General features: G+C 61.8%; 13 protein-coding genes. 6 read left to right on the top strand and 7 right to left on the bottom strand.

The features are described 5' to 3' along the window. Positions 1–431: 431 nt before the first annotated feature. The 4 genes from BGC09_RS12890 to BGC09_RS12905 form a co-directional block, all read right to left on the bottom strand. Positions 432–1,634 carry an LLM class flavin-dependent oxidoreductase gene (locus tag BGC09_RS12890; protein WP_069804401.1) on the bottom strand — a complete coding sequence of 401 codons (1,203 nt, stop codon included), beginning with the start codon at positions 1,632–1,634 and terminating at the stop codon, positions 432–434. A gap of 20 nt (positions 1,635–1,654) precedes the next feature. Further along, positions 1,655–2,461 carry an alpha/beta fold hydrolase gene (locus BGC09_RS12895; RefSeq protein ID WP_069804402.1) on the bottom strand — a complete coding sequence of 269 codons (807 nt, stop codon included), beginning with the start codon at positions 2,459–2,461 and terminating at the stop codon, positions 1,655–1,657. Positions 2,462–2,780: 319 nt separating this feature from the next. Next, a complete protein-coding gene (locus BGC09_RS12900) occupies positions 2,781–3,875 on the bottom strand; it encodes a three-Cys-motif partner protein TcmP (protein ID WP_069804403.1) in 1,095 nt (364 codons plus the stop codon). Between the two features lie 264 nt (positions 3,876–4,139). Further along, the gene (locus BGC09_RS12905) at positions 4,140–5,600 is read right to left on the bottom strand and encodes a radical SAM family protein (protein ID WP_141727774.1); all 1,461 of its coding nucleotides are present in this window, start codon (positions 5,598–5,600) and stop codon (positions 4,140–4,142) included. A gap of 388 nt (positions 5,601–5,988) precedes the next feature. Here BGC09_RS12905 and BGC09_RS12910 point away from each other — a divergent pair, with 388 nt between their 5' ends. The 6 genes from BGC09_RS12910 (at position 5,989) to BGC09_RS12935 (ending at position 14,918) form a co-directional block, all read left to right on the top strand. Further along, positions 5,989–7,128, top strand: a complete 1,140-nt coding sequence (locus BGC09_RS12910; RefSeq protein WP_084658678.1) for a LacI family DNA-binding transcriptional regulator — start codon at positions 5,989–5,991, stop codon at positions 7,126–7,128. Positions 7,129–7,222: 94 nt separating this feature from the next. Continuing rightward, positions 7,223–9,715, top strand: a complete 2,493-nt coding sequence (locus tag BGC09_RS12915; protein ID WP_069804406.1) for a glucosidase family protein — start codon at positions 7,223–7,225, stop codon at positions 9,713–9,715. A 288-nt stretch (positions 9,716–10,003) separates the two neighbouring features. Next, on the top strand, positions 10,004–11,389 hold the full coding sequence (locus tag BGC09_RS12920) for an ABC transporter substrate-binding protein (RefSeq protein ID WP_084658681.1): 1,386 nt from the start codon (positions 10,004–10,006) through the stop codon (positions 11,387–11,389). Between the two features lie 224 nt (positions 11,390–11,613). Next, complete coding sequence (locus BGC09_RS12925; protein WP_069804408.1) at positions 11,614–12,576, top strand: carbohydrate ABC transporter permease; 963 nt, start codon at positions 11,614–11,616, stop codon at positions 12,574–12,576. A 90-nt stretch (positions 12,577–12,666) separates the two neighbouring features. Continuing rightward, positions 12,667–13,575 (top strand): carbohydrate ABC transporter permease, encoded by a 909-nt coding sequence (locus BGC09_RS12930; RefSeq protein WP_176728917.1) that lies wholly within the window; start codon positions 12,667–12,669, stop codon positions 13,573–13,575. Positions 13,576–13,628: 53 nt separating this feature from the next. Further along, complete coding sequence (locus BGC09_RS12935) at positions 13,629–14,918, top strand: amylo-alpha-1,6-glucosidase (protein WP_069804409.1); 1,290 nt, start codon at positions 13,629–13,631, stop codon at positions 14,916–14,918. Positions 14,919–15,086: 168 nt separating this feature from the next. On the opposite strand, the gene BGC09_RS12940 is transcribed toward BGC09_RS12935, so the two are convergent. The 3 genes from BGC09_RS12940 to BGC09_RS12950 form a co-directional block, all read right to left on the bottom strand. Next, positions 15,087–16,781, bottom strand: a complete 1,695-nt coding sequence (locus tag BGC09_RS12940) for a 5'-methylthioadenosine/S-adenosylhomocysteine nucleosidase family protein (protein WP_069804410.1) — start codon at positions 16,779–16,781, stop codon at positions 15,087–15,089. 144 nt (positions 16,782–16,925) lie between these two features. Continuing rightward, entirely contained in the window at positions 16,926–18,482 is a 1,557-nt protein-coding gene (locus tag BGC09_RS12945) for a radical SAM/SPASM domain-containing protein (RefSeq protein WP_069804411.1), read from the bottom strand. A 170-nt stretch (positions 18,483–18,652) separates the two neighbouring features. Next, positions 18,653–21,370 (bottom strand): tetratricopeptide repeat protein, encoded by a 2,718-nt coding sequence (locus BGC09_RS12950; RefSeq protein ID WP_069804412.1) that lies wholly within the window; start codon positions 21,368–21,370, stop codon positions 18,653–18,655.

Consider the following 21,370-nt stretch of genomic DNA (forward strand, 5'->3'; position numbering starts at 1 on the left):
TCATTCTCAGATTGTCTCTGCCTGTGTGCTAAGTCGCTAGAGCCACTGAGGCCACTAGAAGCACTGCCCTCCGAAGGTATTACTCGCATGCCAGCTTGCTGCGGCGATTTGGCTATAGCCGCCGTTTGACGGGCGGCACAGCGTGGGCAAACCAGCCGTGGCAGCCTCTCTTTCAGCCAGATGGGTGGCGCGGTCGCAGCAAACACAATCGATCTCCCCCTTTGGGGCCTGCAGTCCCAGGCAACGAGAGCCCCGATTGCCTGACCAGACAAGCAGGCAGGAATTGCCGCTGTTCTGCGTCTCTCCTCTAAGGAGGACACGCGCCACCATCTGACAACTGACAGAGCACTCCCGAAAGTACCGGTTCACTCCCTCCTGGTCGCTTCTGCTTCTGCGCCTTCTACGGCGAACTCTCTTCTCTTCCCAGGCTCTCAGGCTTGCTCACTGTGGATCTCAGCCGGTCGTGGCGCTGGCGGTGGCTCCTGTTGCCGGAAGTAAGGCATCACTTCTTTGGCCATCATCTCCTGATGCTTGAGCACCAGGTAATCAGGCATGCCGTCAGTACAGCCCCCAGTGACCAGCATGCCAGCATGCAATACCTCCGTGTAGTAGCTCAGCTTCTCGATAACGGTCGCCGGGCTGCCAGCAATGACCACCCCCTGCTCCACCAGCTCCCTGAAGGTCGTGTCACCAAAGCCAAAACTGGCCCGGTTCTCAATGGCGGCCCGAATGCTGCGCAGGCTCATGTAGCCTGGCGGCATGAAGAACTCCGTCGGGACCTTCATGGCCTTCTGGAAGAGCCACATCATGTAGCGCTCACCCTCTTTCATGGCCAGGTCGTCGGTCTCGGCGATGGCAATAGGTACGCAAAAGGCAAGCTGTTCGGGCTGAGCCTCGTAGCCATATTTCTCCTCAGCCAGGCGGCGATACAATTCATAGGCGCGCTTGCGCTGCTCCATTGGCATGAAGACGGTCATATAGGGATAGCGATGGGCAGCGGCAAAGTCGATGGTCTCCAGGCTGGCGGTGCCCGGCATCCAAATCGGCGGATGCGGCTTCTGCAAGGGCCGAGGCCAGATGTTGACGTAGCGATAGTTGTAGTGCTCGCCCTCGAAGCTGAAAGGGCCGGGCCGCGTCCAGGCCTGGATGATGAGATCGTGCGCCTCGTTCATGCGCTCGCGGCTGAGAGTGGGATTAATGTTGTAGCTGAAGTATTCCATGCCGGTGCCACGCACAAAGCCGGAGATGATGCGCCCACCGCTGATGACATCCAGCATGGCGATCTCTTCCGCCACGCGCAGCGGATCGTCGTGCAGCGGCAAGGCATTGCCGATGATGCCGATCCGGGCCCGCTTAATGCGCTGGGTCAGCACAGCAGCCATGATGTTGGGTGAGGGCATCGTACCGTAGGCATTCTGATGATGCTCGTTGACGCAAACGCTGTCCCAACCCAGTTTGTCGGCCCGCTCTAGCTCGTCAAAGTAGCGGTTGTAGAGAGCGTGACCCTTCTCGGGATCATAGATGCTGTTGGGCAGCGTCACCCAGGCCGAGTCGTACTTTTCGTCAAAGTCGGGTGGTAGATCAGGCCAGGGCATGAGATGGAAGTAGTGAAAAGTGAGTCGAGGGCGGCTCATGAGGGTCTCACCTCCTGTTGCTACTGCCGTGGCTCCGCGAGAAATGAGGAGATGTGCGCAGCCCATTGCTGGGCCTGCTCGAACATGGGCATGTGGCCAGTCCCTTCCAGCATGATTAGCTGCGCACCGGGAATGAGACGCTGCCACTCCTGGCCATAGGCAGGTGGAATCAGACGATCGCGCGCTCCCCACACAATCAGTGTGGGGCAGCTCAGCCGCTGGAGACGCAGCGCCAGCTTCGGATCGTAGTGAGGATTCCAGGCCAGGGCGGCCAGGGCGGTGCGCTCGGCATAGAGGCGGACAAAGTAGTCGGTGTTGATCTCACGCGGAATCAGCGGCGCAGCGGCCATGAGATTCTCAAAGCAAGTCTCTAACAGCTGCTGAGGACTCAGGGCAAAGATGTCGGCGATCGGCACCCCTTTGACACGCAGACCCGCAGCGTTGGAGAGAACCAGCCGACTGACGCGCTCGGGATACCAGACGGCGATTTCGGCGGCCATCCAGCCTCCAAGTGAGTGCCCAACCAGGGCGGCACGCTCAAGACCCAGGGCCGCCATGAGATCGCGGAAGTACAGCACGTAATCGCTCATATCGTGCATCCAGTCTGGCCGCTCGCTGAGGCCAAAACCAGGGATGTCGGGGGCAAAGAGGTGGAATCGCTGGGCCAGTAGCCGATGGTAGTCGAGCCAGAGATTGCCAAGATGGGTGCCGTGCAGGTAGAGCAGCGGCGGGGCTGTGGGAGGACCGGCTTCGAAGAGATGGGTGGCTATCCCTTGCACTTCAATGGTGCGCTCAATCCGGTCGCCAGTGCGATCGGCTTCGGTCATCGCTGACACTCCTTTCTCTCCAGATGCAGGGCAAGAGCATGACCTCGCTCAGACGCAGGTGAATGCCTGGGTCCAGCCGTCGACCCAGACGGCTCCCCCCCCTTGCTCTCGATAGAAAATAGAAAGGAAACATATGCGGTCGTCCGCTCGCCTCTCGACGACCAGAAGCAGCGGAGGGAGCACAGACAAAACACCGCTCACGGAGAGAAGGATAACATATGCAGCTGTCTCCTCCACGCTTGCCGGCAGGGAGCTCAGGCGAGAACAGCGGGTAACAGGGGGCGAGACGAGTCAATTCGGTAAGATAATCGATCCGGCCCTAGCTAAACAGGACAGGCATGGTCAGATCGCTGTAGGTGCCTTTCCTTCGCCCTTCCGACCCATAGACCACAATCTTCCCCTTCTCTTCCAGCAGGCTCAGGCTCGACTTATACTTGAAAAATGCGGTATCGGCAATAACAAATTCTTCGATATCATCAACAGTAACTCTTTTTCCTCTAAAATGATCGTAAATCTCTTTAGCCAGAATTGCTGGATCATCGTTATGAAGCAAGAATCCCTGTCCCATTCCTGTACAGTCGGAGAAGACAAAGTTACCCGTTGGGTCAACCTTCCACATCGCCCGTTTCATCTCTTTCATCCCTCGACGATGCTTTGTGGCAAAGAAGAGAAAATAATCAGTTGTATTTCTACTATTGCGCATACAGAATGAGCGCACGTAGCGAGCGCCAGCGACAGTTAAGAGCTGCTGGCGATAGAGGTCGTGCAGGCGCCGCTGCCGTGTCTGGACATCGGGGGCATCAAGGGTGATTGTCTGCCATGCGGTGGTACCGAAGAGGGAGTCATAATGTTGCTGCTTGGTCCTGTAATCAGCTTCCAGAAAACGATTGATTTCCTCATGCATGAAGGTGATCAAGACCTCACAGCGAGGGCAGGCCATCAGGTTGCGAATAACATCCATAGGTGCATGGGAGAAGCCAAATGGATCGATAAAGACAAACATGGCATCATAGCGCCTGCAGCCGCTAGCCAGAAGACTGGTCATTGCATCTACAAATCTGCCCGTATATACCTCGTAGGTCGCTGTGGACGGCAGCGGCTGGTACTGCAGATGGGCCTGGAGCTTCTGTCGAAGATGAGCCGCCCGCTTTGGATCAAGCTCCACAAAGAGAAACTTCACTGTACCCCGTTGGAGAGAAGCAGCACGATGCTGCTGATACGCGCTGATCATAATGAGCGGCGAGCCGATTTCTCCTCCAACGTACTCCCCCGGACCGGCAAAACCATCGATCAGCAATCCGCTTCTTCCCTCACGGATAAGGATCGGGAGCCAGGCATCCAGGTATTTGCGCAGAATGACGTGTTTCGCACGCGTGTGATCATCCAGCTTCCAGATCACTGACTGCGGAGCCATTACGCGCTCCTTTCTAGCTCGCCGCTTCTGGCCATCCCCTCCCTGGACAAGACGAGTCACACCACCCTCCTCAGCCAGGCCCTTCGGAGACAGCGAAGCAAGCAGTATACGCCGAGATCAGAGCTTGCAGCACTCCTCGGATCTTCAAATTTTTAATAAACAAACCGCACTATCAGTTTTATCTCTCTCTCTATCGGAGTATACCTAATGACAGGTTCTTTGACAAGAGAAAATCTCCTAAGATAATCAAGCGAGCATTAAAATCTACTTCTGTAGAGTGTGATTGATGACAGGAAGCGGGCCGCGCTGTAGCTGAGCACGGAGCCGATAGCTGATGTGGCAGGCGCAGGGCATGCTGCTGATCACCCCGGCTTTGAGGAACTGCAGGGCTTCCCGTGGGTCCGCCTTGCAGGGGGTGGTTTGCACCTGGCCGAGGCCGTAGCGCTCCAAGAGCAGCCGCACCCACTGGTAGAGCCGTTGCTGCCGCGCCGCCGACGGGCGATATTTGTGCGCCACCACCGCCGGCTCCAGCTCAGCGAGCAAGGGCGTCACCTGTTCCTCGGGCAAGCTTGACTTGAGCAGCCGTGGCATCTGCGGCGAGAAGCGCAGAATATCCACGGTCATCCGCTTGAGCCGCGGCCCCAGGATGTCGCGGATCTGGGCAAACAGCTCGTGATAGGCCGCGCGGTAACCCGCCACGGGAATGATTGGCCCCAGCCGGATCGTATGATCGAAGGCGCCATGATCAATAGCCCAGGCCAGGCCGCCCAGGCGCTCCTCCGGAAGGGCCCCGCCCGGCTCAAACTGCGCCGAGATGACTGCCGGGTTCAGGCTGATGGCCACGAGGGCCAGCCGGCCATCGAGCTGCAAGTAGGGCTCGTAGACCCCCTTGGTCAGGAAGAAGGAGACGATCCCGCGCGCACTGGAGAGATCCAGAATGGTCTGCACCAGCGAGCCGCGCCCCTGCTCATCGACGAACCAGGGATCTTCCTCGACAGGGCCGCCCAGTTCCGCCCAGTTGACCACACTGCCCCGCGGCAGACGGTCCAGCTCGGGGATGACGTCTTCCAGATTGAGCGCCACGCTCTTGAGACCCATCCCCTGTAGGCCGCGCAGGTAGCAGAAGCTGCATTCGACCGGGCAGACGCCCTGGGCGTAGTTGCCCCGCAGGAAGCCGCGAATCGGTTCGGCCTCCCGCTCCTCCTCGCGGGAGCGGGAGCCAGCGATCCAGGTCTGGCGACCCCGACGGTAGGCCACAATCGGCGTCCAGGCCCCACAGGTCGTGCCAGCCCCACCGACAAAGGGGGCAATGAACTGCGGGGTGCCGGCCCCGCCGCGCCGAATGAGCAGGAGGAGACGCGCCTTGCGCTGCGCTTCATCCTCGGCGGGCCAGAGCTGCCGATGCAGCGTCAGCGCCTCACGTGCCACCTCGCTCCGACTGCCGAGACGCCGCAGATGGACCGCCGCCACCAGCGGCGCCAGGCGCTCCGCGGCGGCGCTCGCCTGCTCTTCTTCCTGCCGGCTGTGGGCGTGCAGCAGCAGGTGAGCGGGACGCGCCGGCGCCAGCCGGCGGCGATTCGCGAGCAGGCGAGTCGCCCGCTCGCCCGCCACACCACTGGCCACGGCAGCGTCCAGGACCACCAGATCAATCTCCGCCAGCCGTCGGAGCATCGATGGCTCCCCCAGCATTCTCTCTTTTTCACAAGTTATATGCTGCGTCATCATCGAGTACTCTCCTTGTAGTAGCGCCCCTGGCCTCCCCCATCCCTCCTTGCCCCTCCAGAGCCTGCGGCTCTTCCGTGGCCGATCGTACAAGTTGACAATAAATCGAATATTTGTTCAAGATCGTCTTAATTATACCCGAGCACGAGGACGAAGTCGAGAGAGCAGAGACAACGGGCTAGAAAAACATCAGCGAGCACCCATCTGGCCCCCTGAACGCCCCCCATTTTGGCCCAGTTTCCATCTTGACAGACAACCGTTCCGTATGGTATCTAATCAATAGCAACGCAACCGGTTGCGTACGCAAACCAACCGGCAGGACTAATCAGGACGGATCGCAGCGTGGCGACCGATCAAGCGAGCAACGAGACTGCGGTCAGGGGGGTCTCTGATGACCACACAAGAGCAGCACATGGCAAGCGCCGGCCCGAACGAGCCGCGGCAGCCAGAGGGGCAGCCCAGTCGGGTGCTTCCCGAGCTGAACACTGTGCGGCCCACCATCGCGGAGATCGCCCGGCGGGCGGGCGTCAACAAATCGACCGTCTCGCGCGCGCTGCGCAACGACCCTTCGATTCCGCAGGCCACGCGCCAGCGCATCCAGGACCTGGCTGCGCAGCTCAACTACGTACCCAATGCCAGTGCCCGGCACCTCAACCACGCGCGCACTGACACCATTGCCCTGGTCTCGCGCGCCCTCAACCTGGACACAGGTGCAGGAAGTGCTGATCCCTTCCTGGTTGAGCTGCTCGCTGGCATCGCCGATGAGGCCGCCAGCCATCATCTCGACGTCCTCCTGGTGCGAGCTGAGGAGGGAGAACGCGAGCTAGGCGTCTATCAGCGCATCCTTGGCGGACGGCACGCCGACGGCGTGATTCTGACTGACCTGCGACCGAATGATCATCGCCTCGCCTACCTCTGCCGTCACCGCTATCCCCACGTGCTTTTCGGTCGCTCCGCCGAAGATCTGGCCGAGGCCCGTCTCTATCCCTATCCCTGGGCCGAAGTCGACAACCGCAGCGGGGCCAGAATCGGCACAGAGCATCTTATCAGCTTAGGCCATCGGCGCATTGCCTTCATCGGAGGTGGCGACACCTACCACTGGGAGCGCGATCGGCGCGCCGGCTACCGTGAGGCCCTGGCAGGGGCCAATCTGGCCTACGATCCACGCCTGTGTATTCCAAGCGGCATCTCCCAGAAAGACGGCTATCTTCTCACCCAGCAACTACTCTCCTGGGAAGAGCCACCAACAGCGATCTTTGCCATCAGCGATGTACTTGCCGTCGGGGTAATGCGGGCCGCCCTTGATGCCGGGGTCCAGGTTGGACCCACCTTCTCAGTCATCGGTTTCGACGGTCTTGGGCTTGGCTCGTATCTCACCCCCCCACTCACGACCTTGCGCCAGCCCATCAACGAGGTGGGGCGCATTCTGGTGCACCTACTGTGCGCCGTTCTGCGCGGTACCCCGCCAGAAGAGCCCCACGTCTTTCTACAGCCCGAGCTGATTGTGCGCGCCTCGACGCGCGGTTACTAACCGATCATAGCCACAACGCCAGAGCACACCTGGCTCCCTTGTATCTGGAAGCCAGAGAGGCCAGACCAGTATTGCCGAAGAGGAGAAAGGAACCGTGTACGAAGAGCAGCACGCAGGCCCAGCCTTAGAGGCGCGTCCCGATGGGAAGCGCTACTACGCCCTCAGCGGCAGGCGCCTCTATACCATCGCCACCTTAGAGGGCCGCTTTCCCGATGTAGGCTGGCACCAGCCAGGCGAGATGGGCGGGCTGTGGGCTCCGCCGCTCAAGCTGCTTGACGGCTACTGGCTTGCGCTGCGCCTGCCCGGAAGCGAGGAAGTGCTCTGGCTCACAGACCCCGAGCGCTGGCAATGGAGCACCGCCGGCGTGACATTCAGCTACACCCTGGCAGCGCTGAGCCTGGCCGTCGAGCGACACGAATGGATCGTTCCCGATGAAAGCGCCCTTGTCATCCAACTGACCTTGAGAGCGCTGCCCGCTTCAGAGGGCAGGACTGGCCAGGCAACGCCACACCTGGCAGAGACAGCGCCCGGCGAAGTGCTCTGCGGCCTGGTGGTGCGCAGCGATTTACACGGCGCCTGGATGGCCGAGGAACGCCTCGGCTGGCACGACGGGGAAGACCTGGCCGAGTATGATGAGGAGCTGGCCGCCGTCGTGCTGCGCGACGCGCTCCACCCCAACTGGACGGCCTGCGTGGGAGCCACCGTCGCCCCTGTTGCTTGGCAGGTAGGCGACCCCATCTGGGGGCCAGAGCGCACCGGCGGGCGCGGCACTGGCGCCGCGCTCTGGTATCGCTGCCAGGTCTCTTCCGCCGGGCCTGCGCAGCTCAGTTTCCTCATCACCGGCCCCGCGCGCACCGCGGGGTCGGCTGCCGACCTCTTTGCCCACCTGACGTGTGGGGGACACGCCTCAGGTGGCCTGACGCCCGTGCTCGTCGAAGCTCAGCGCCGCGCCCAGGCTGAGTCTCGCTCCCCCTTCGAGCACTGCGTCCTCTCCTCGCCCGACCTGGCTTTCAACGAGGTCTTCGCCTGGTCTAAGGCCAATACCGCTCGTCTCCTACTGGAGGTGCCAGGCATCGGCACCGGTCTGATGGCCGGTCTGCCCGATTTCCCCTGGTGGTTTGGCTGCGATACGGCCTATGGAGTGCTGCCTCTGCTGCCCAGCGGACAGACCGAGGCCGCTGTGGCCAGCCTGCGCACCCTGGCCGCCTTCGGCGAACGCTGCGACCCTCACAGCGCCGTGCCTCACGAAGTGCTCCCCTATGGCCAGCTCTGGGCGAGTGGCAATCTGGTAGAGCTGCCGCTCTTCGTGCGCGCTCTCTACCACACCTACTGCTGGACAGGGGACCGCGGCCTGCTGAGAGAGCTGTTCCCTTTCTGTCTGCAGGCCCTGCGCGCCTGGCCGCTGGCCGACTGCGACCGGCGCGCTACCCTGGTCCCCCACGGCAAGAGCATCGTAGAGACGCCGGAGATGGCCAGCGATGAGGTGCAGGCGCTGGATGTGGCCGCCTACCTGGCCGAGGCCCTGGACTGCCTGGCAACCCTGGCCGCTGAACTGGACGACCCCGGGCTGGCCACTGACCTGCACCAGCGCGCCGCGCAGACTCGCGCCCATGTGCGCGACGCCTGGTGGGTGCCACGTGAGGGCCTCTTCGGCGATCTCTACGCCTCCCCCTCCAGCCTGCGCCAGCACCAGACCCTGCTGCGGGCCCGCGCCGCCGAGGCCTCCCGCGCTGCAGAGGAGAGCGAGGCCCAGGCCCTGCAGGAAGCAGCGGCAGCCCTGGAGGAAGCCCTCCAGGCACAGGAACAGGCCGCTTCCTCCGACTCCAGCAGCACCCAGCCCGAGGAGGCTCCTCGTCCCTGGCTACTCTACCATATGGTCCAGGCCCTGGCTCTGGATGCTGGCTTGCCTTCCCTGGCTCAGGCCAGCTCACTGCTGGCCCGCCTCCAGACACCCGAGTGGCAGGAAGCCTGCGGGCTGGTTCTCAATGCCCGGCGCAACCGGGCGGTTATGACCTTGCCCTCGGGGGCCCTGGCAGTCGGCGCGGCTCGCTACGGTCGCCCCGATCAGGCCCTGGCCTGGATGCTGCGCATGAGCACAGCCTTCGGCCTGGCCTCACCTGGCACCCTGAGCGAGTACGCCCCCGATGGCGGCTGCTTCTTGCAGCTCTGGTCAAGCTACGGCATCGTCTGGCCCGTCGTCCATTATTTTTTCGGCCTCCGTCCCGATGTGGCCAAACGCCGCCTGCTCTGTATCCCCCAGCCCCCCAGCAGCTGGCCCCGAGCAGCCCTGCGCCAGATCCCTCTCGCTTCAGCTTCTCTCGATGTCGAGCTGACCGCAGAATCGGATGGCCTGCAAGTACAGCTCACAATCAGTGAAGCAGACTGGGAGCTGCTGCCCGGCCTGGCCCTCCTGCCCGACCAGCGTATCCGCGAGGCCCGCCTCAACGGTAGGCCGGTGACGCTCCATCCGGTCCAGCTCTCCGGATTCGAGGAGCGCACCATCTGGCTCGCCCCGGCTTTGCAGCAAACCACTGCTTACGAGCTGCTGGTACGCTGGTCCCCGTCCGCCAGCGGGACTGGTCCCTAGGAGGTGAGCCTGAGCTAGTGCGCACCACAATGACCACTCATTGTATCTAATCAATTATCTTTACTCAATTTTTCTTGCAATGATGCAAGAATTTTGAGAGGAGTAGCAACAGCACTTTTGCTTGATCCGTTTCTCTGTCCATAGCCAACCCTGCCAGACTCAGCCAGGCAGGCAGTGGCAAGGCAAGCGTCTATTGAGCCTGCTGCGCCCACAGCACCATGTCGCCCGAGCTGATCTGGCAGCGGGATCGGTAGAGCAGCCGATGAGAGCAAACAAAGGAGTTCACTCATGCCAAGCAGAACGAGAAGAAGGAGCCTCTGGAGTATCTTAATGGCCCTGACCCTCGTGGCCCTCCTCACCGCCTGTGGAGGCAGCAGTAGCAGTGGAGGCACGAACAGCGGGACCGGTGCCAGCGTTACAGGACCAAAGAATGCCCTGGTGCGCTGTCCGAGCAACACGAACACCACGGCGGCCAGTCCTGAGACCGGGCAGATCCATCTGGTGGTGGCTGGCTGGTCCTCCACACCGGCGGAGGATGCTCTGGTCAAGCAGGGGCTGCAGAATTTTGAGAAGCTGCACCCCAACGTGTCCGTCACCTGGACACCCATCCCCGGCGACTACGCCACCAAGATGCGCGCCAATGTCGCCAGTGGCAACGTGCCTGATGTTTTCTACTTGCAGCCGCCGATGGCCCAGGAGTATATCCCCGCCGGCAAGCTGCTCAATCTCAGTCCCTACATGGCGCGCGACCACGTCTCGCCTTCGACCTACTATCCGTCGCTGATGCAGGACTTCGATTGCGCCGATGGGACGATCTTTGGCATCCCGAAGGACTGGAACTCGCTTGGCCTCTTCTACAACAAGACGCTCTTCCAGCAGGCCGGCCTCGGTGATCCCTCCAACTGGACCTGGGACGACCTGAAGAATGCGGCCCAGAAGCTGACGAAGCGCGGCAGCAGTCCGGCCAATAGCGTCTATGGCATCGCCCTACCCGCCGATGCCTCGCGCTGGGGGGCTTTCCTCTTCGCCAACGGCGGCCAGATGGTCTCAGCCGACGGGAAACAGGCCGTCTTTAATAGCCAGGCCGGCATCCAGGCAGCTGAGTTCTATACCTCCTTCGAGCAGAACCACACCGGTGTCATGCCCGGCGACGTTGGTGCCAGCTGGGACGGCGATGCCTTCGGCAAGCAGCAGGTGGCCATGACCCTGGAAGGCGGCTGGATGATCCCCTTCCTGGCCCAAAACTATCCCAAGGTCCAGTATGGGATCGCGCCACTGCCCATCGGACCCAGCGGCAAGCGCGGCAACTTGCTCTATACCAATGCCTGGGCCGCTTATTCCGGCACCAAGTACCCCGACATGGCCTGGGAACTGATTAAGTATATGACCGGAGCCGAGTATCAGACGCAGGTGCTGCATGATGGGTTCGCCCTCCCAACCCTGACCTCGCTGGCTAACGACTCCTACTTCCAGCAGAATCCGGGGGTCAAGGTTCTCCAGGATGGGGCCGCCTACGGCCAGCCCGACTTCTATGGCGTGGCCGACACGGAGATCCACAACGATGTCAGCAACGCTCTGCAATCGATCATGCTCGGCAAGCAGTCGGCTGCTGACGCGCTCAATGCCTCAGCCCAGAAGGTCAACACCTGGATACAGCAGAACGTCGCACCCTAGCCCTGGCCGCTCGCGCTCAGGAGTAGAGGCGAGCGCCTTGATCCTGATCCTGTAGAGCAACAGGAGAGCGAGGGCAGTCAGGCCCAGTCGGTCGGACGAGAGCCAGGCGCACTCATTCCGACCTCAGCCTGGCCCTTCGCTCTCCCAGCTCCTACCCAAGAGCCGCGTTCTTCTATCTGTACCTGGTATCTGTACCTGGTCTGCTAGACAAAGGAGCCTTGATCATGCAACTGGCAGCAAGCAAAGCCCGTTCGGGTGGTCCACCCGGGGCACGTCGTGGTCTGCCTTTCAAGATCAATCGGCGCAAGCTCACCGAGACCCTGACAGCCTACACATTCCTCGTCCCTTACCTCTTTGTGCTCATCGTCTTCACGCTGATCGCCATTGTGACGGCGCTCACTCTGAGCTTCTTCTACGTCGACTTCGGCTTCACGACACCTATCTTTTACGGCTTTCGCAATTACCTGAACATCTGGTACGACCTGACTCACGATGGCGATTTTGCCGTCGGTCTACGCAACAGCGTTGAGTATACGGTTGGCGTCGTGACTCTACAGACGATTCTGGCGCTCTTCCTGGCCCTCTTGCTCAATCAGAAGGTGCGTGGGCGGGGCTTCTTCCGTACGATCTTCTACCTGCCGGCTATGACCTCCTCAGTGGCCATTTCGCTGATCTTCTACTGGCTCTACCAGCCCCAGGGAGGGATCAACTATGTGCTCTCGTTGCTGCATATCCAGGGGCCAGCCTGGCTGGAGAATCCCTCGACCGCCCTGCCAGCCATTATGCTGCTCAACATCTGGACCACGGCCCCAACCTTCATGTTGATGTATCTGGCAGCCCTGCAAGATATCCCTTCAACGCTCTACGAGGCCGCGCGCGTCGATGGGGCCACGAGCTGGCAGATGCTCTGGAAGATCACCGTGCCCTTGCTGCGTCCAACCACTTTCGCCGTGGTGGCGCTTGGCTCCATCGGGGCTTTCCAGATATTCGACCAGGCCTTCGTCATGGAGGGCGCCAACGGAAGCCCGCTGCGCTCAACGCTGACGGCAGCGATGGTCATCTACGACTCGGCCTTCCAGAAATCTCTGATGGGCCTGGCCTGCGCTCAAGCCTTCGTGCTCTTCATCATCATCTTTGCAGTGACACTGCTCCAGAAGCGCTACATCGACGTCAACATCCAATACTAACAAGCAATGGCCGAGTTGCCGAAGAGAGAGAGAGGTAAGCGAGGCAGACCGCGCCTGGTCTGTCTCTCAAGCAAGAGAGGAGTAAGACCTATGAGTACGATTGGAGGCGTAGCCAGAGCGGAAAAGGCGCAGCTGCCATCAGTTGCCGTCTCGATGAGGCGTCGGCCCCCGCTGCCGCTGCAGCCGGGTCGCCTGCTCCTCTATATTGTGCTGATCGGCTATGGGCTATTCTCGCTGGCTCCCTTCTTGTTCGCCTTTTCCTCTTCCTTCAAAACATACGCGCAGGTGCTCTCGTGGCCGCCGAGCTTCTTGCCCAATCCGGCCACCCTTGACAACTACCGCTTCATCCTGAGCGGGGCCCAGCTCTTCCCGCGCTATATTCTGAACTCGCTCATCTACGCCGGCGCCGTGACGGTCCTCAATGTGTTTCTGGCATCGATGGCCGGCTACGCCTTTGGCCGCATGGAATTTCCAGGCAAGAACTTCTTTTACCTGCTGACGCTGGCCGTGTTGATGATTCCCTCGCAGCTTATTTTGATCCCGAAGTTTCTGGTGGCCTATACGCTGCACTTGACCGATAACTATGGCGGTCTGATCGTGCCGGCCATGGTCACGCCGACGTCGGTCTTCTTGATGACCCAGTTCTTGAAGACGCTGCCGCGCGAGCTAGAGGAGGCGGCCCTCATCGACGGCTGCTCACGTTTTCGCGCCTTCTGGCAGATTATCTTTCCTCTGGTGCGTCCGGCGATCACTGTGGTCGCTCTGCTGTCGTTCCAGGGGGCCTGGAATGAGTTTCTCTGGCCGCTCATTGTTATGTCCCACCAGGAAAACTATACTTTGACGGTGGGACTGGCCTTCTTCAAAGGCAACTACGTGACCCAGTACAATCTGGTGCTGGCGGGGGCGATGATCTCGCTTGCACCGCTGGTGATCATCTTCTTCATTTTCCAGCGCTACTTTATCCAGGGTCTGGCTACATCGGGCCTGGCCGGCAGATAGAGCAACACTGGCACAACATCACGGGTATTCGCAGAACTATTGTGGTGAAGTCTATGCACGAGTCGGAACAGACTGCTCATCTCGTCCATTGGCTGGAGCGAGGACGGGCCTGGTTGGACGAGCTACAGACGCCTACTGGCCTGCGCGCAAGCAGCGCCGCTGATCACTATCATGCCCTGTTTGGACGCGATACACTCTGGTCGGTGCTGCTGGTGCTGGAGGCCGCGCGACTGCGCCCGACCGATCAGGTCCTGGCCTCCTGGGTTAGGGAGTTCGCCGCACGTGGCCTGCAGGCGCTGGCAGCAACGCAAGGCACGAGCGAGCGAGATGAAAACGAGGAGCAGCCAGGCAAGATCATTCACGAGTACTGGCCGGAACCGCGCCGGTGGCCCGAGGGCGTCTGGCCGCTGTGGGAGGGCCGCTACTACGGTTCGGTGGATGCGACCTATCTCTTTCTGATCGCTGCCGCGACGGTCTGGCACCAGGTCGAGGGCGGTCAGCAGCTGGTCGAGCAGCTGTGGCCTCACGTCCTGGCGGCGCTCAACTGGACGCTGAAGTATGGCGATGTCGACAACGATGGGCTGATCGAGGTGCTGCCGCGCCAACCTCACGGCCTGGGTCTGCGCAATCAAGTCTGGAAGGACAGCAACGACGCCCTGCTGCTCGAAGACGGCGTTCCCCCTGAGCCGCCGGTGGCCTGGGTCGAGCTCCAGGGCTATGCTCTGGCCGCCTTCCGTGAGATGCAGCCCCTCCTTGAGGCCGCAGGGGCGGAAGCCGCGCTCTTGCAGGAGGTGCAGGAGCGCATGGAGCGCCTGCGCCGTGGCCTGCCGCGCTTCTGGCTGCCCACGGAACGCTGCCCAGCGATGGCCCTCTCACCTGAGAAGCAGGCCATTCCTCTGGTAGCATCCAATATGGGCCATCTGCTCTGGTGCGCCGCGCTGGAAGAACCCTACGCTTCTCAGACAGCAGAGCGCCTGCTCCAGCCCGACCTGCTCACCTCCTGGGGCATCCGCACGCTCTCACGCACCTCTTACGCTTTCGACCCGTATTCCTACCACCGCGGCACCGTCTGGCCGTTCGATAACGCGATCATCGCTTCCGCTCTCTGGCGCATGGGTCGCCGCAGTCAGGCGCGTCTCCTCAGTCAGCGCTTGCTGGAGGCGCTGACGCTCTTCGACTCGCCAGTGGAACTCTATTGCGTCTTGCCGGCAGAGTGGATTCTGGCCCCCACAACGGGCGGCGCCGAGGTCCTGGCGGTCTATACGCGCGCCTGCAAGGTCCAGGCCTGGACTGCCGCCGCTCTGATGTTGGCCGCAGCTCAACTACTGGCAGAGACCGACTGACGAGCAGGTGGCCGCGAGGCGGTCGGCAGTCACGTCAGCCTGCAGTCCGAGATTTGGGCGCAGGTCGGAGGGGCCAGGTGACACGGGAGACAGGGGATCGCTCGCTGGCCGCAGCCTGGGATGGGACAGACCGGCAGAGCTGTGCCTCAGCGCTGCTTTCTCCTCTGGTCAGCCTTCTACCCAGCCTGGGCCGGCAGCCAGAGGAGCCAGGCCCCCCTGAGCCAGCACATGCAGGGTAAAACGGGCTGCATTGCTGGCAGCCTTGCGCTGCCGCCGCTCCTTGTTCACATGCTTGAAGCCATCGGCCCAGTCGGCAATGGCCTTGACGAGAATCCAGTCAACTTTGTGGTGCTGGGCCGCCGCGCACAGGCCGGCCCCCTCCATCTCTCCGCCGATGGCTTCCGGCTCCAGCGTCTGCAGCTGATCGCGATATTCCCTGTCATTCACCAGCTTCTCGCCAGAAAGCAGCAGGCCAAAATGGACACGCTGTCCTGACCAGCTCTTGACGCCGCTCCTGAAGCGGTCCAGCAGCAGCGGCGAGGCGGTTACCCGGTCGCCACGCGGGCGTATGCTGCGCTGGCCTTCACGGGCGACTACGGCCTGCTGCTCATAGGCCAGGACCTGGCGCGCCACCAGGATGTCGCCTATGTTCTGCTCATCAGGCTTGAGACCAAAGGCGATGCCCACCATGATAACTGCCCGCGGCTGTAGATGACGAATGCCTTCGCTGACCGTGAGTAGAGAACCTCCTACACCACCCTGTCCCATCTCGGACTGCACCATCATCAGACTGACCCCACCGACTTCGCCCAGGAGGTAGTAGGTCTTGTGCTCAATGTAATACCGCTCAGGCTGCGGGAACAGGGCTAAGACCTCCTGGGCTTCGACTTCGGTGACCGTCACAAGCAGCACATCGGCACGTGGCTCATGTTGCAACGATGACAGGCTCCCAGTGGGGAGCGCTGCCGGCGGGGAGAAAGGGCTCTGCTCTCTGGCCCGCCCGAAGGAAGTGCCTGGGAGAGCGGCACGCTGCCCCTCCAGCTCGGTCACTCTGACGACCTCCTGCATGGACGCAAGCAGGGCTTCTAGCTCAGCAAAGAAGGTTGCAGGTTGCCCACAGGCTCCGCAGATGAGAAATGGCGCACTTTCCCTATGGCGCGCTTCGATGATCCTGAGCAGCCGATCATCCTCAGCCGGAGCCTCCGGTAAAACATAATAAATGCTGCTGCGACTGGTCGTACTCAGGAGCCGCAGAATCCCCTCTTCCTGACTAGGCGGCCCTATCACAATCAGATCTTCGTTGAGCTCCCGCTCCAGGATCTCACGCAGCGGATAGCGGAATTCGAGTAAATCAGGAAAATCAGGAACGAGGAGACCAGCCTCCAGACTCCCAAAGAGGTTTAAGAGGAGAATCCCATTCCCGCGCGCATGATCTTTCAGCTTTTCCTGAAGATAGGCTTCGCTCTCACGCCCTAGCACGAGCTGAGAGAGCTGCTCTGACCCGACTTCTTCGCTGGCAAAGGCGCGCCCTAGCAGTGTATCGACCCCGCTGGCCAGGATGGTCGTAAAGTAGCCCTGCTTACAGAGGCGAGCCAGGGAACGATAGCCATCCAGGTCTTGGGACGCCGCTCGCAGAGAGAGCGCATGCGCCAGGACCCCCAGGCGATCACGCGGGCCGAGCTGATGCAGGTATGCCCGGAAGTCGCTCCAGCTCTGGCTGTGACAGATCGCCTGGCGTATCTCCACGGTCAGACTGGCGGCCAGGGTGAGTACGAGACGATAGGGCTGAAGCCCCTGCCGTTTGCGCAGATTGAGCAGCCAGGCCAGCCGTGTCAGGGCTGGTGACATCGCTGTTTCTTCCATTGTTTCCTCCTCTCTGCTGGCTCAGGCTGGCTGGCTAGCTGGCAGGCCCGCATCTTGCCTTGCTTGCACTGGCACGCAGAACAGATGGCCAGAGCTGAGCCAGACCACGGGGAAGGAAGAGAGGGCCGCCCTCTCCCTCTCAGACTAGAAAGCAAGCGGCGTTCCATATTTGAGCACACGCAGAGCCTCCAGGCGGAGCACGTCCGGGAAGAGGGCTTGATAAATGGCACAATTTGGCGATCGGACATCGAGTCGTCCAGTCAGACGAAAAGTCAACAACGGGCAGCCGCCCGCGCACCAATAACGCCAGCGGCAGGCTCGACACCCCTCTTTCTCATCGATCGGGACAGCGCGCAGTCCCCCGGAGGAGCAACGCACCGCCTCCAGTGGGTCCTCAGCAGCAATGGTGGTCACCGTCTGCCCGAGTGCAGCATGACAGCGCGCCACGCCTCCGTGCTGATCGATTACCAGATAGTTGTGTCCCACACCACAGGCATAGCGAGAGCCAAGGCCGGGATGGGTCCGATCGAGCAGCGAGCCGAACAACTGGCGCCGCGGTAGATGCTTCTCGATCACCGCAAAGGCGGCTCGCATGCCCGCAATCATCTCTTCCTCCTCAAACTGAAGATATTCAATATTAGTAGCGCAATCATTCTCACGGTAGTAGCTGAGCGTAAAGGGCAAATCGAGCGCTAGCAAATACTCGAGCAGAGCGGGCAGTCCGGCGAGATTGCGCCGCGAGACAGTGACATTCACCGAAGGGGGCCAGCCTGCGGCCAGCAAGCGATCGAGAGCGCGCTCAACATAGGCGAACGAGCCTTGACCATGCACAAAGGGACGTTGCAGGTCGTGTTGCTGACCGAGGCCATCGAGCGAGAGCATCACCCTGATGTGCCGCTCTTTCAGGGCAGCGATTGCCCGCTCGCTCAGGGCCACGCCATTCGTAAGCAGGGAGGCGCTTACTCTGAGGTGGGCCTGCTCTCCCAGGGAGAGGGCGTAGTCATGCAGGGCCAGCACCTGGCGGAGGCGCAAGGCTGGCTCGCCGCCGGCGTACTTCAGATGCACCGCCCGATAGCCGTGGCGCCGCGCGGAGCGAAAGACGGCCTCGACTGCCTGTCTGGCGGTCTCCTCAGTCAGGTGCTCGGAGCTTTTGCGGACATAGCAATACTGGCAAGCAAGATTGCAAGCGTTAGTAATATGAAGCCAGGCAGAGAGCGTCATGCCGTTACCTTTGTGCTCGGAAGAGCCGCCCTGGACTGGCCTGGCAGCCACGGGTAACAGCAAGCCCAGTCCGACCAGCAAGCGCAGCAGCGAGAGCAGGCTCTCCCTGGGCACCTGTGAGAAAGATCGCGCGGCCTCGGCGGGCGAGGCTGGCTGCTCAAAGAAGCGGAGCAGAGCCAGGGCCTCGCCATCCAGGACGGCCAGGTGGAATGCTGTTAGCTGCTCGGGATCACAGACCAGCCAGCACCCGGGAGTGCACTCTTGCCGATAGAGAGAAGGGGACATCCGTAGCCGGCTCGAGTCGTTGTGAAGATCGCCAGGCTTCTCTTCCAGCAGCAGCGGCTGATCGCTCCGGCTGCACAGCGCTTCGTTGTCTTCACCAAGACTACACTCATCGGGAGGCCGGCACTCGCAGTCGCTAGGGACCCCAACCTCTTGAGAGGCGCTCCCGAGGGGATCAAAATCAATCCAGACGTTCATTCGTGCGTGTCACCCCACTGAATGGAAGAACTGAGCGCGTGCGGCTACCAGAAGGATCGCACTACATACAAGACCTGCGGCGACAGCGCTTGACGCCTGGAGGTCAAAGAACCGAACCAGAGGCCAGCCGGCCTAGCCAGCGCCTGCCCGCCGGGAGAGCCAGCCGTCAACTAGCCTGGCACGCCCAGCAGCTGGGCAATCTCTCCGCAGGCCTTGGGCAACTCAGGATAGCGCTCCACGAGGCCACGCTGGTGCCAGCCTTCACTCACTATCTGAGCTGCCAGAGGCACCTTTTCCAGGGGGAGAGAGAGCAGCCGTCCCAACAGGCGCCGCTGTGCCTTGTGATATTCCAGGAAATTGTGTTGAACCATCCAGGCACAACTTTCCACATAATGCTGGAACGCCTCCCCAAAGCGACCCGCTGCCAGGGCCAGACTGCCCAGCACCTCCTCGCCGCGCCCCAGCAGCAGACGGTACCCCTCTTCCTCCGCGATGGCCCGCGCCTCCTTCCAGGCCACCTGCGCCTCTTCGTGCTGCCCCAGACGGCCCAGCGCCTCGACCAATTCGCAGAGGCTGGCCACCAGCTGGTAGCGATCCTGCAGGTGACGCGCATGCTCACAGGCACACTGCCAGTGCCTCGCCGCCTCCTGCCAGCGCCCCCGCTCCGCCGCGACCCGCCCCTGATAGTAGTGGCTGTTGATGAAGACCTCCTCATCAAAGCCGGTCACCAGCGCCTCAGCCTGGCGAAACAAGGCATCGGCCTCCTCCAGCTCTCCCCTCAGCAGCGCCACCTGTCCCAGACGAACATAGGTGGCCGCCACTCCACTGCGGTAGCCCACATGCGCGTAGCATTCAAAAGCCCGGTGGAAGTGCCGCTCGGCCTGTAGCAGGTCCTCACTCTCCAGATAGATCATCGCCAGCGTGCTGTGGGAGAGACCCACCGCCCGCTCATCCAGCCTCCCCTCGTGCCAGAGGTCTTCCCGCACCCGCAGGCCCACCAGGCAATACCGGAGGGCCTCCTCAATGCGCCCTTGGAGCCGATAGACCTGGCCGATGCTATTGAGCATATTCGCATACCAGGCCCGGCTGCCCTGCTGCTGATGATAGACCAGGGAGGCGCGATAGCAGCGCAGCGCCTCGTCCCACTGCCCCAGCCGGCGATACACATAGCCCAGCTGCCCCTGGAGCGTGCTGGCTTCTTCCTCATCGCCGCGGCGCCGGGCCAGCTCCAGACACTGCTCGTAATACCTGATAGTCTGCAGGAACTGGTTTTGCTGCAAGGCACAGCGTGCGAACTCATAGGCCAGCTCTGCCTGGTTGGTCTCCAGCCAAGAGGGGTCCGCCTCCTGCTGCAAGCGTTCCAGGAGCTCCTGCGCCAGCGCTGGCTGCTCCTCAATGCGCAGCAGCTGGGCCTCCCACACCCGGAGCAGCCAGCGCTGCGGCGAGGTCAGGAGCGGTTCACATTCCCGCACGGTCTCCAGCAGCGTGCGCGCGAAGCCGCTGCGCCAGCCGACCGTGGCGGGTCCAAAGAGCCGTCGAAAACGCCGCAGGCCCTCCTCAACATCGAGCGTCAACCAGTGAGCCAGCAGCTCCACGCGGCTGGCCTGCCATTCTTGCTCCGAAAGGGCCTGCTCGTTCTGCTGTTCATAGTAGCTGATCACGGCCCGACTCAGCCCGCGGCGAAAGCGCCGGTCGGGGTCCTGACGCTCCCAGCAATAGTGCACCACCAGGCGGCGCATCTCATCATGCAGAGCCAGCTCATCCCCCTCACCCGCAGCACGCACGAACGAGAGCTGCCGCAGAGCTGCCAGCCACTCCTCAACAGAAACCTGCTCGCCGTCCTCTGTCAGCTTGACCTGCGTCAGCAGCCAGGCGAGCAGAGGGGCAGAGAGACGATGGTAGACATGGGCCAGCACCAGAATCAGCCAGTTGAGCGGACGCTCCAGATCGTTAATGCGTACGACAAGCTGCTCCTCAAAGCGTCCTGGGGGGAAGGACACCAATTCAGTCAGCGTAAGCAGGCGCCTTGCCAGCAGATCGCAGGCCAAACCGACTAAAATAGGGCGACCCGCCGTCAGTTCATAGAGGCGCTCAACGGAACGGCTCTGGTCCTCCGCCGAGCCGACAGTCGCCCCGCCAGCCCCCGCCTCCTCATCAAGCAGGCCAGCCAGCTCGCGCTCGAGATAGAGACGTACCTCAGCGGCAGAAAAAGGAGGCAGCGCCAGGTCCAGCGCCTCCTTCTCGCGCCCGCGCCAGATCGGATGCTGCCAATCCAGGGGATTGCGACCCGCTAACAGGACCTTCACATGAGGCAGGCCATAACGCTCAGGAAAGAGCTGTCCCAGGCTCAACACCGCCACCTGGGGATTGCGCTCAACCAGTTCAAAAGTATCGAAGACGAGCAACAGCTGTGGCGCATCCGTCGGCACCAGTGGCAACAACTCCTCTACATCGCGCGCCAGGGCCTCTGAGAGACTATCACGAATGCGGATATCAGCCACATCCTTCTCCGGGTAGAGGCTGCTCAGATAGCCTTGCGTCGCAAAGGTCTCCAGCGTCTGGGCAAAAGCCTGCGCCTGCCAGCGCGGATAAGCCGCCTGGAGACGTTCAACGACGCGGCGCGCGATCACCAGGCGATCACGATCGGCGACACGGAAGAAATCCACCTGGACAACGGCCAGATGCGGAAAGCGCTGCTGGGCAAGCGAGACACAGGCACGCAGGAACCAGGTCTTCCCAATGCCGCCCCGCCGAGCAGGGTCCGGCTCGGCATCATGAACAGAGAGAATCCAGGGAGCATCGGGCTGGACATTTGCCAGCCACTCCAGAAAGAGAGAAAGCTCACGATCTCGCCCGAGAAAAGCCTCGGGTACCCCTCGGCGTTCCAT

The organism is Thermogemmatispora onikobensis, from assembly GCF_001748285.1.
In the GTDB taxonomy this organism is placed as follows: Bacteria; Chloroflexota; Ktedonobacteria; order Ktedonobacterales; family Ktedonobacteraceae; genus Thermogemmatispora; species Thermogemmatispora onikobensis.

Coding starts and splice junctions, on each gene's coding strand:
- BGC09_RS12890 (WP_069804401.1), bottom strand. CDS start 1,634: ATGAGCCGCCCTCGACTCACTTTTCACTACTTCCATCTCATGCCCTGG.
- BGC09_RS12895 (WP_069804402.1), bottom strand. CDS start 2,461: ATGACCGAAGCCGATCGCACTGGCGACCGGATTGAGCGCACCATTGAA.
- BGC09_RS12900 (WP_069804403.1), bottom strand. CDS start 3,875: ATGGCTCCGCAGTCAGTGATCTGGAAGCTGGATGATCACACGCGTGCG.
- BGC09_RS12905 (WP_141727774.1), bottom strand. CDS start 5,600: ATGATGACGCAGCATATAACTTGTGAAAAAGAGAGAATGCTGGGGGAG.
- BGC09_RS12910 (WP_084658678.1), top strand. CDS start 5,989: ATGACCACACAAGAGCAGCACATGGCAAGCGCCGGCCCGAACGAGCCG.
- BGC09_RS12920 (WP_084658681.1), top strand. CDS start 10,004: ATGCCAAGCAGAACGAGAAGAAGGAGCCTCTGGAGTATCTTAATGGCC.
- BGC09_RS12925 (WP_069804408.1), top strand. CDS start 11,614: ATGCAACTGGCAGCAAGCAAAGCCCGTTCGGGTGGTCCACCCGGGGCA.
- BGC09_RS12930 (WP_176728917.1), top strand. CDS start 12,667: ATGAGTACGATTGGAGGCGTAGCCAGAGCGGAAAAGGCGCAGCTGCCA.
- BGC09_RS12935 (WP_069804409.1), top strand. CDS start 13,629: ATGCACGAGTCGGAACAGACTGCTCATCTCGTCCATTGGCTGGAGCGA.
- BGC09_RS12940 (WP_069804410.1), bottom strand. CDS start 16,781: ATGGAAGAAACAGCGATGTCACCAGCCCTGACACGGCTGGCCTGGCTG.
- BGC09_RS12945 (WP_069804411.1), bottom strand. CDS start 18,482: ATGAACGTCTGGATTGATTTTGATCCCCTCGGGAGCGCCTCTCAAGAG.
- BGC09_RS12950 (WP_069804412.1), bottom strand. CDS start 21,370: ATGGAACGCCGAGGGGTACCCGAGGCTTTTCTCGGGCGAGATCGTGAG.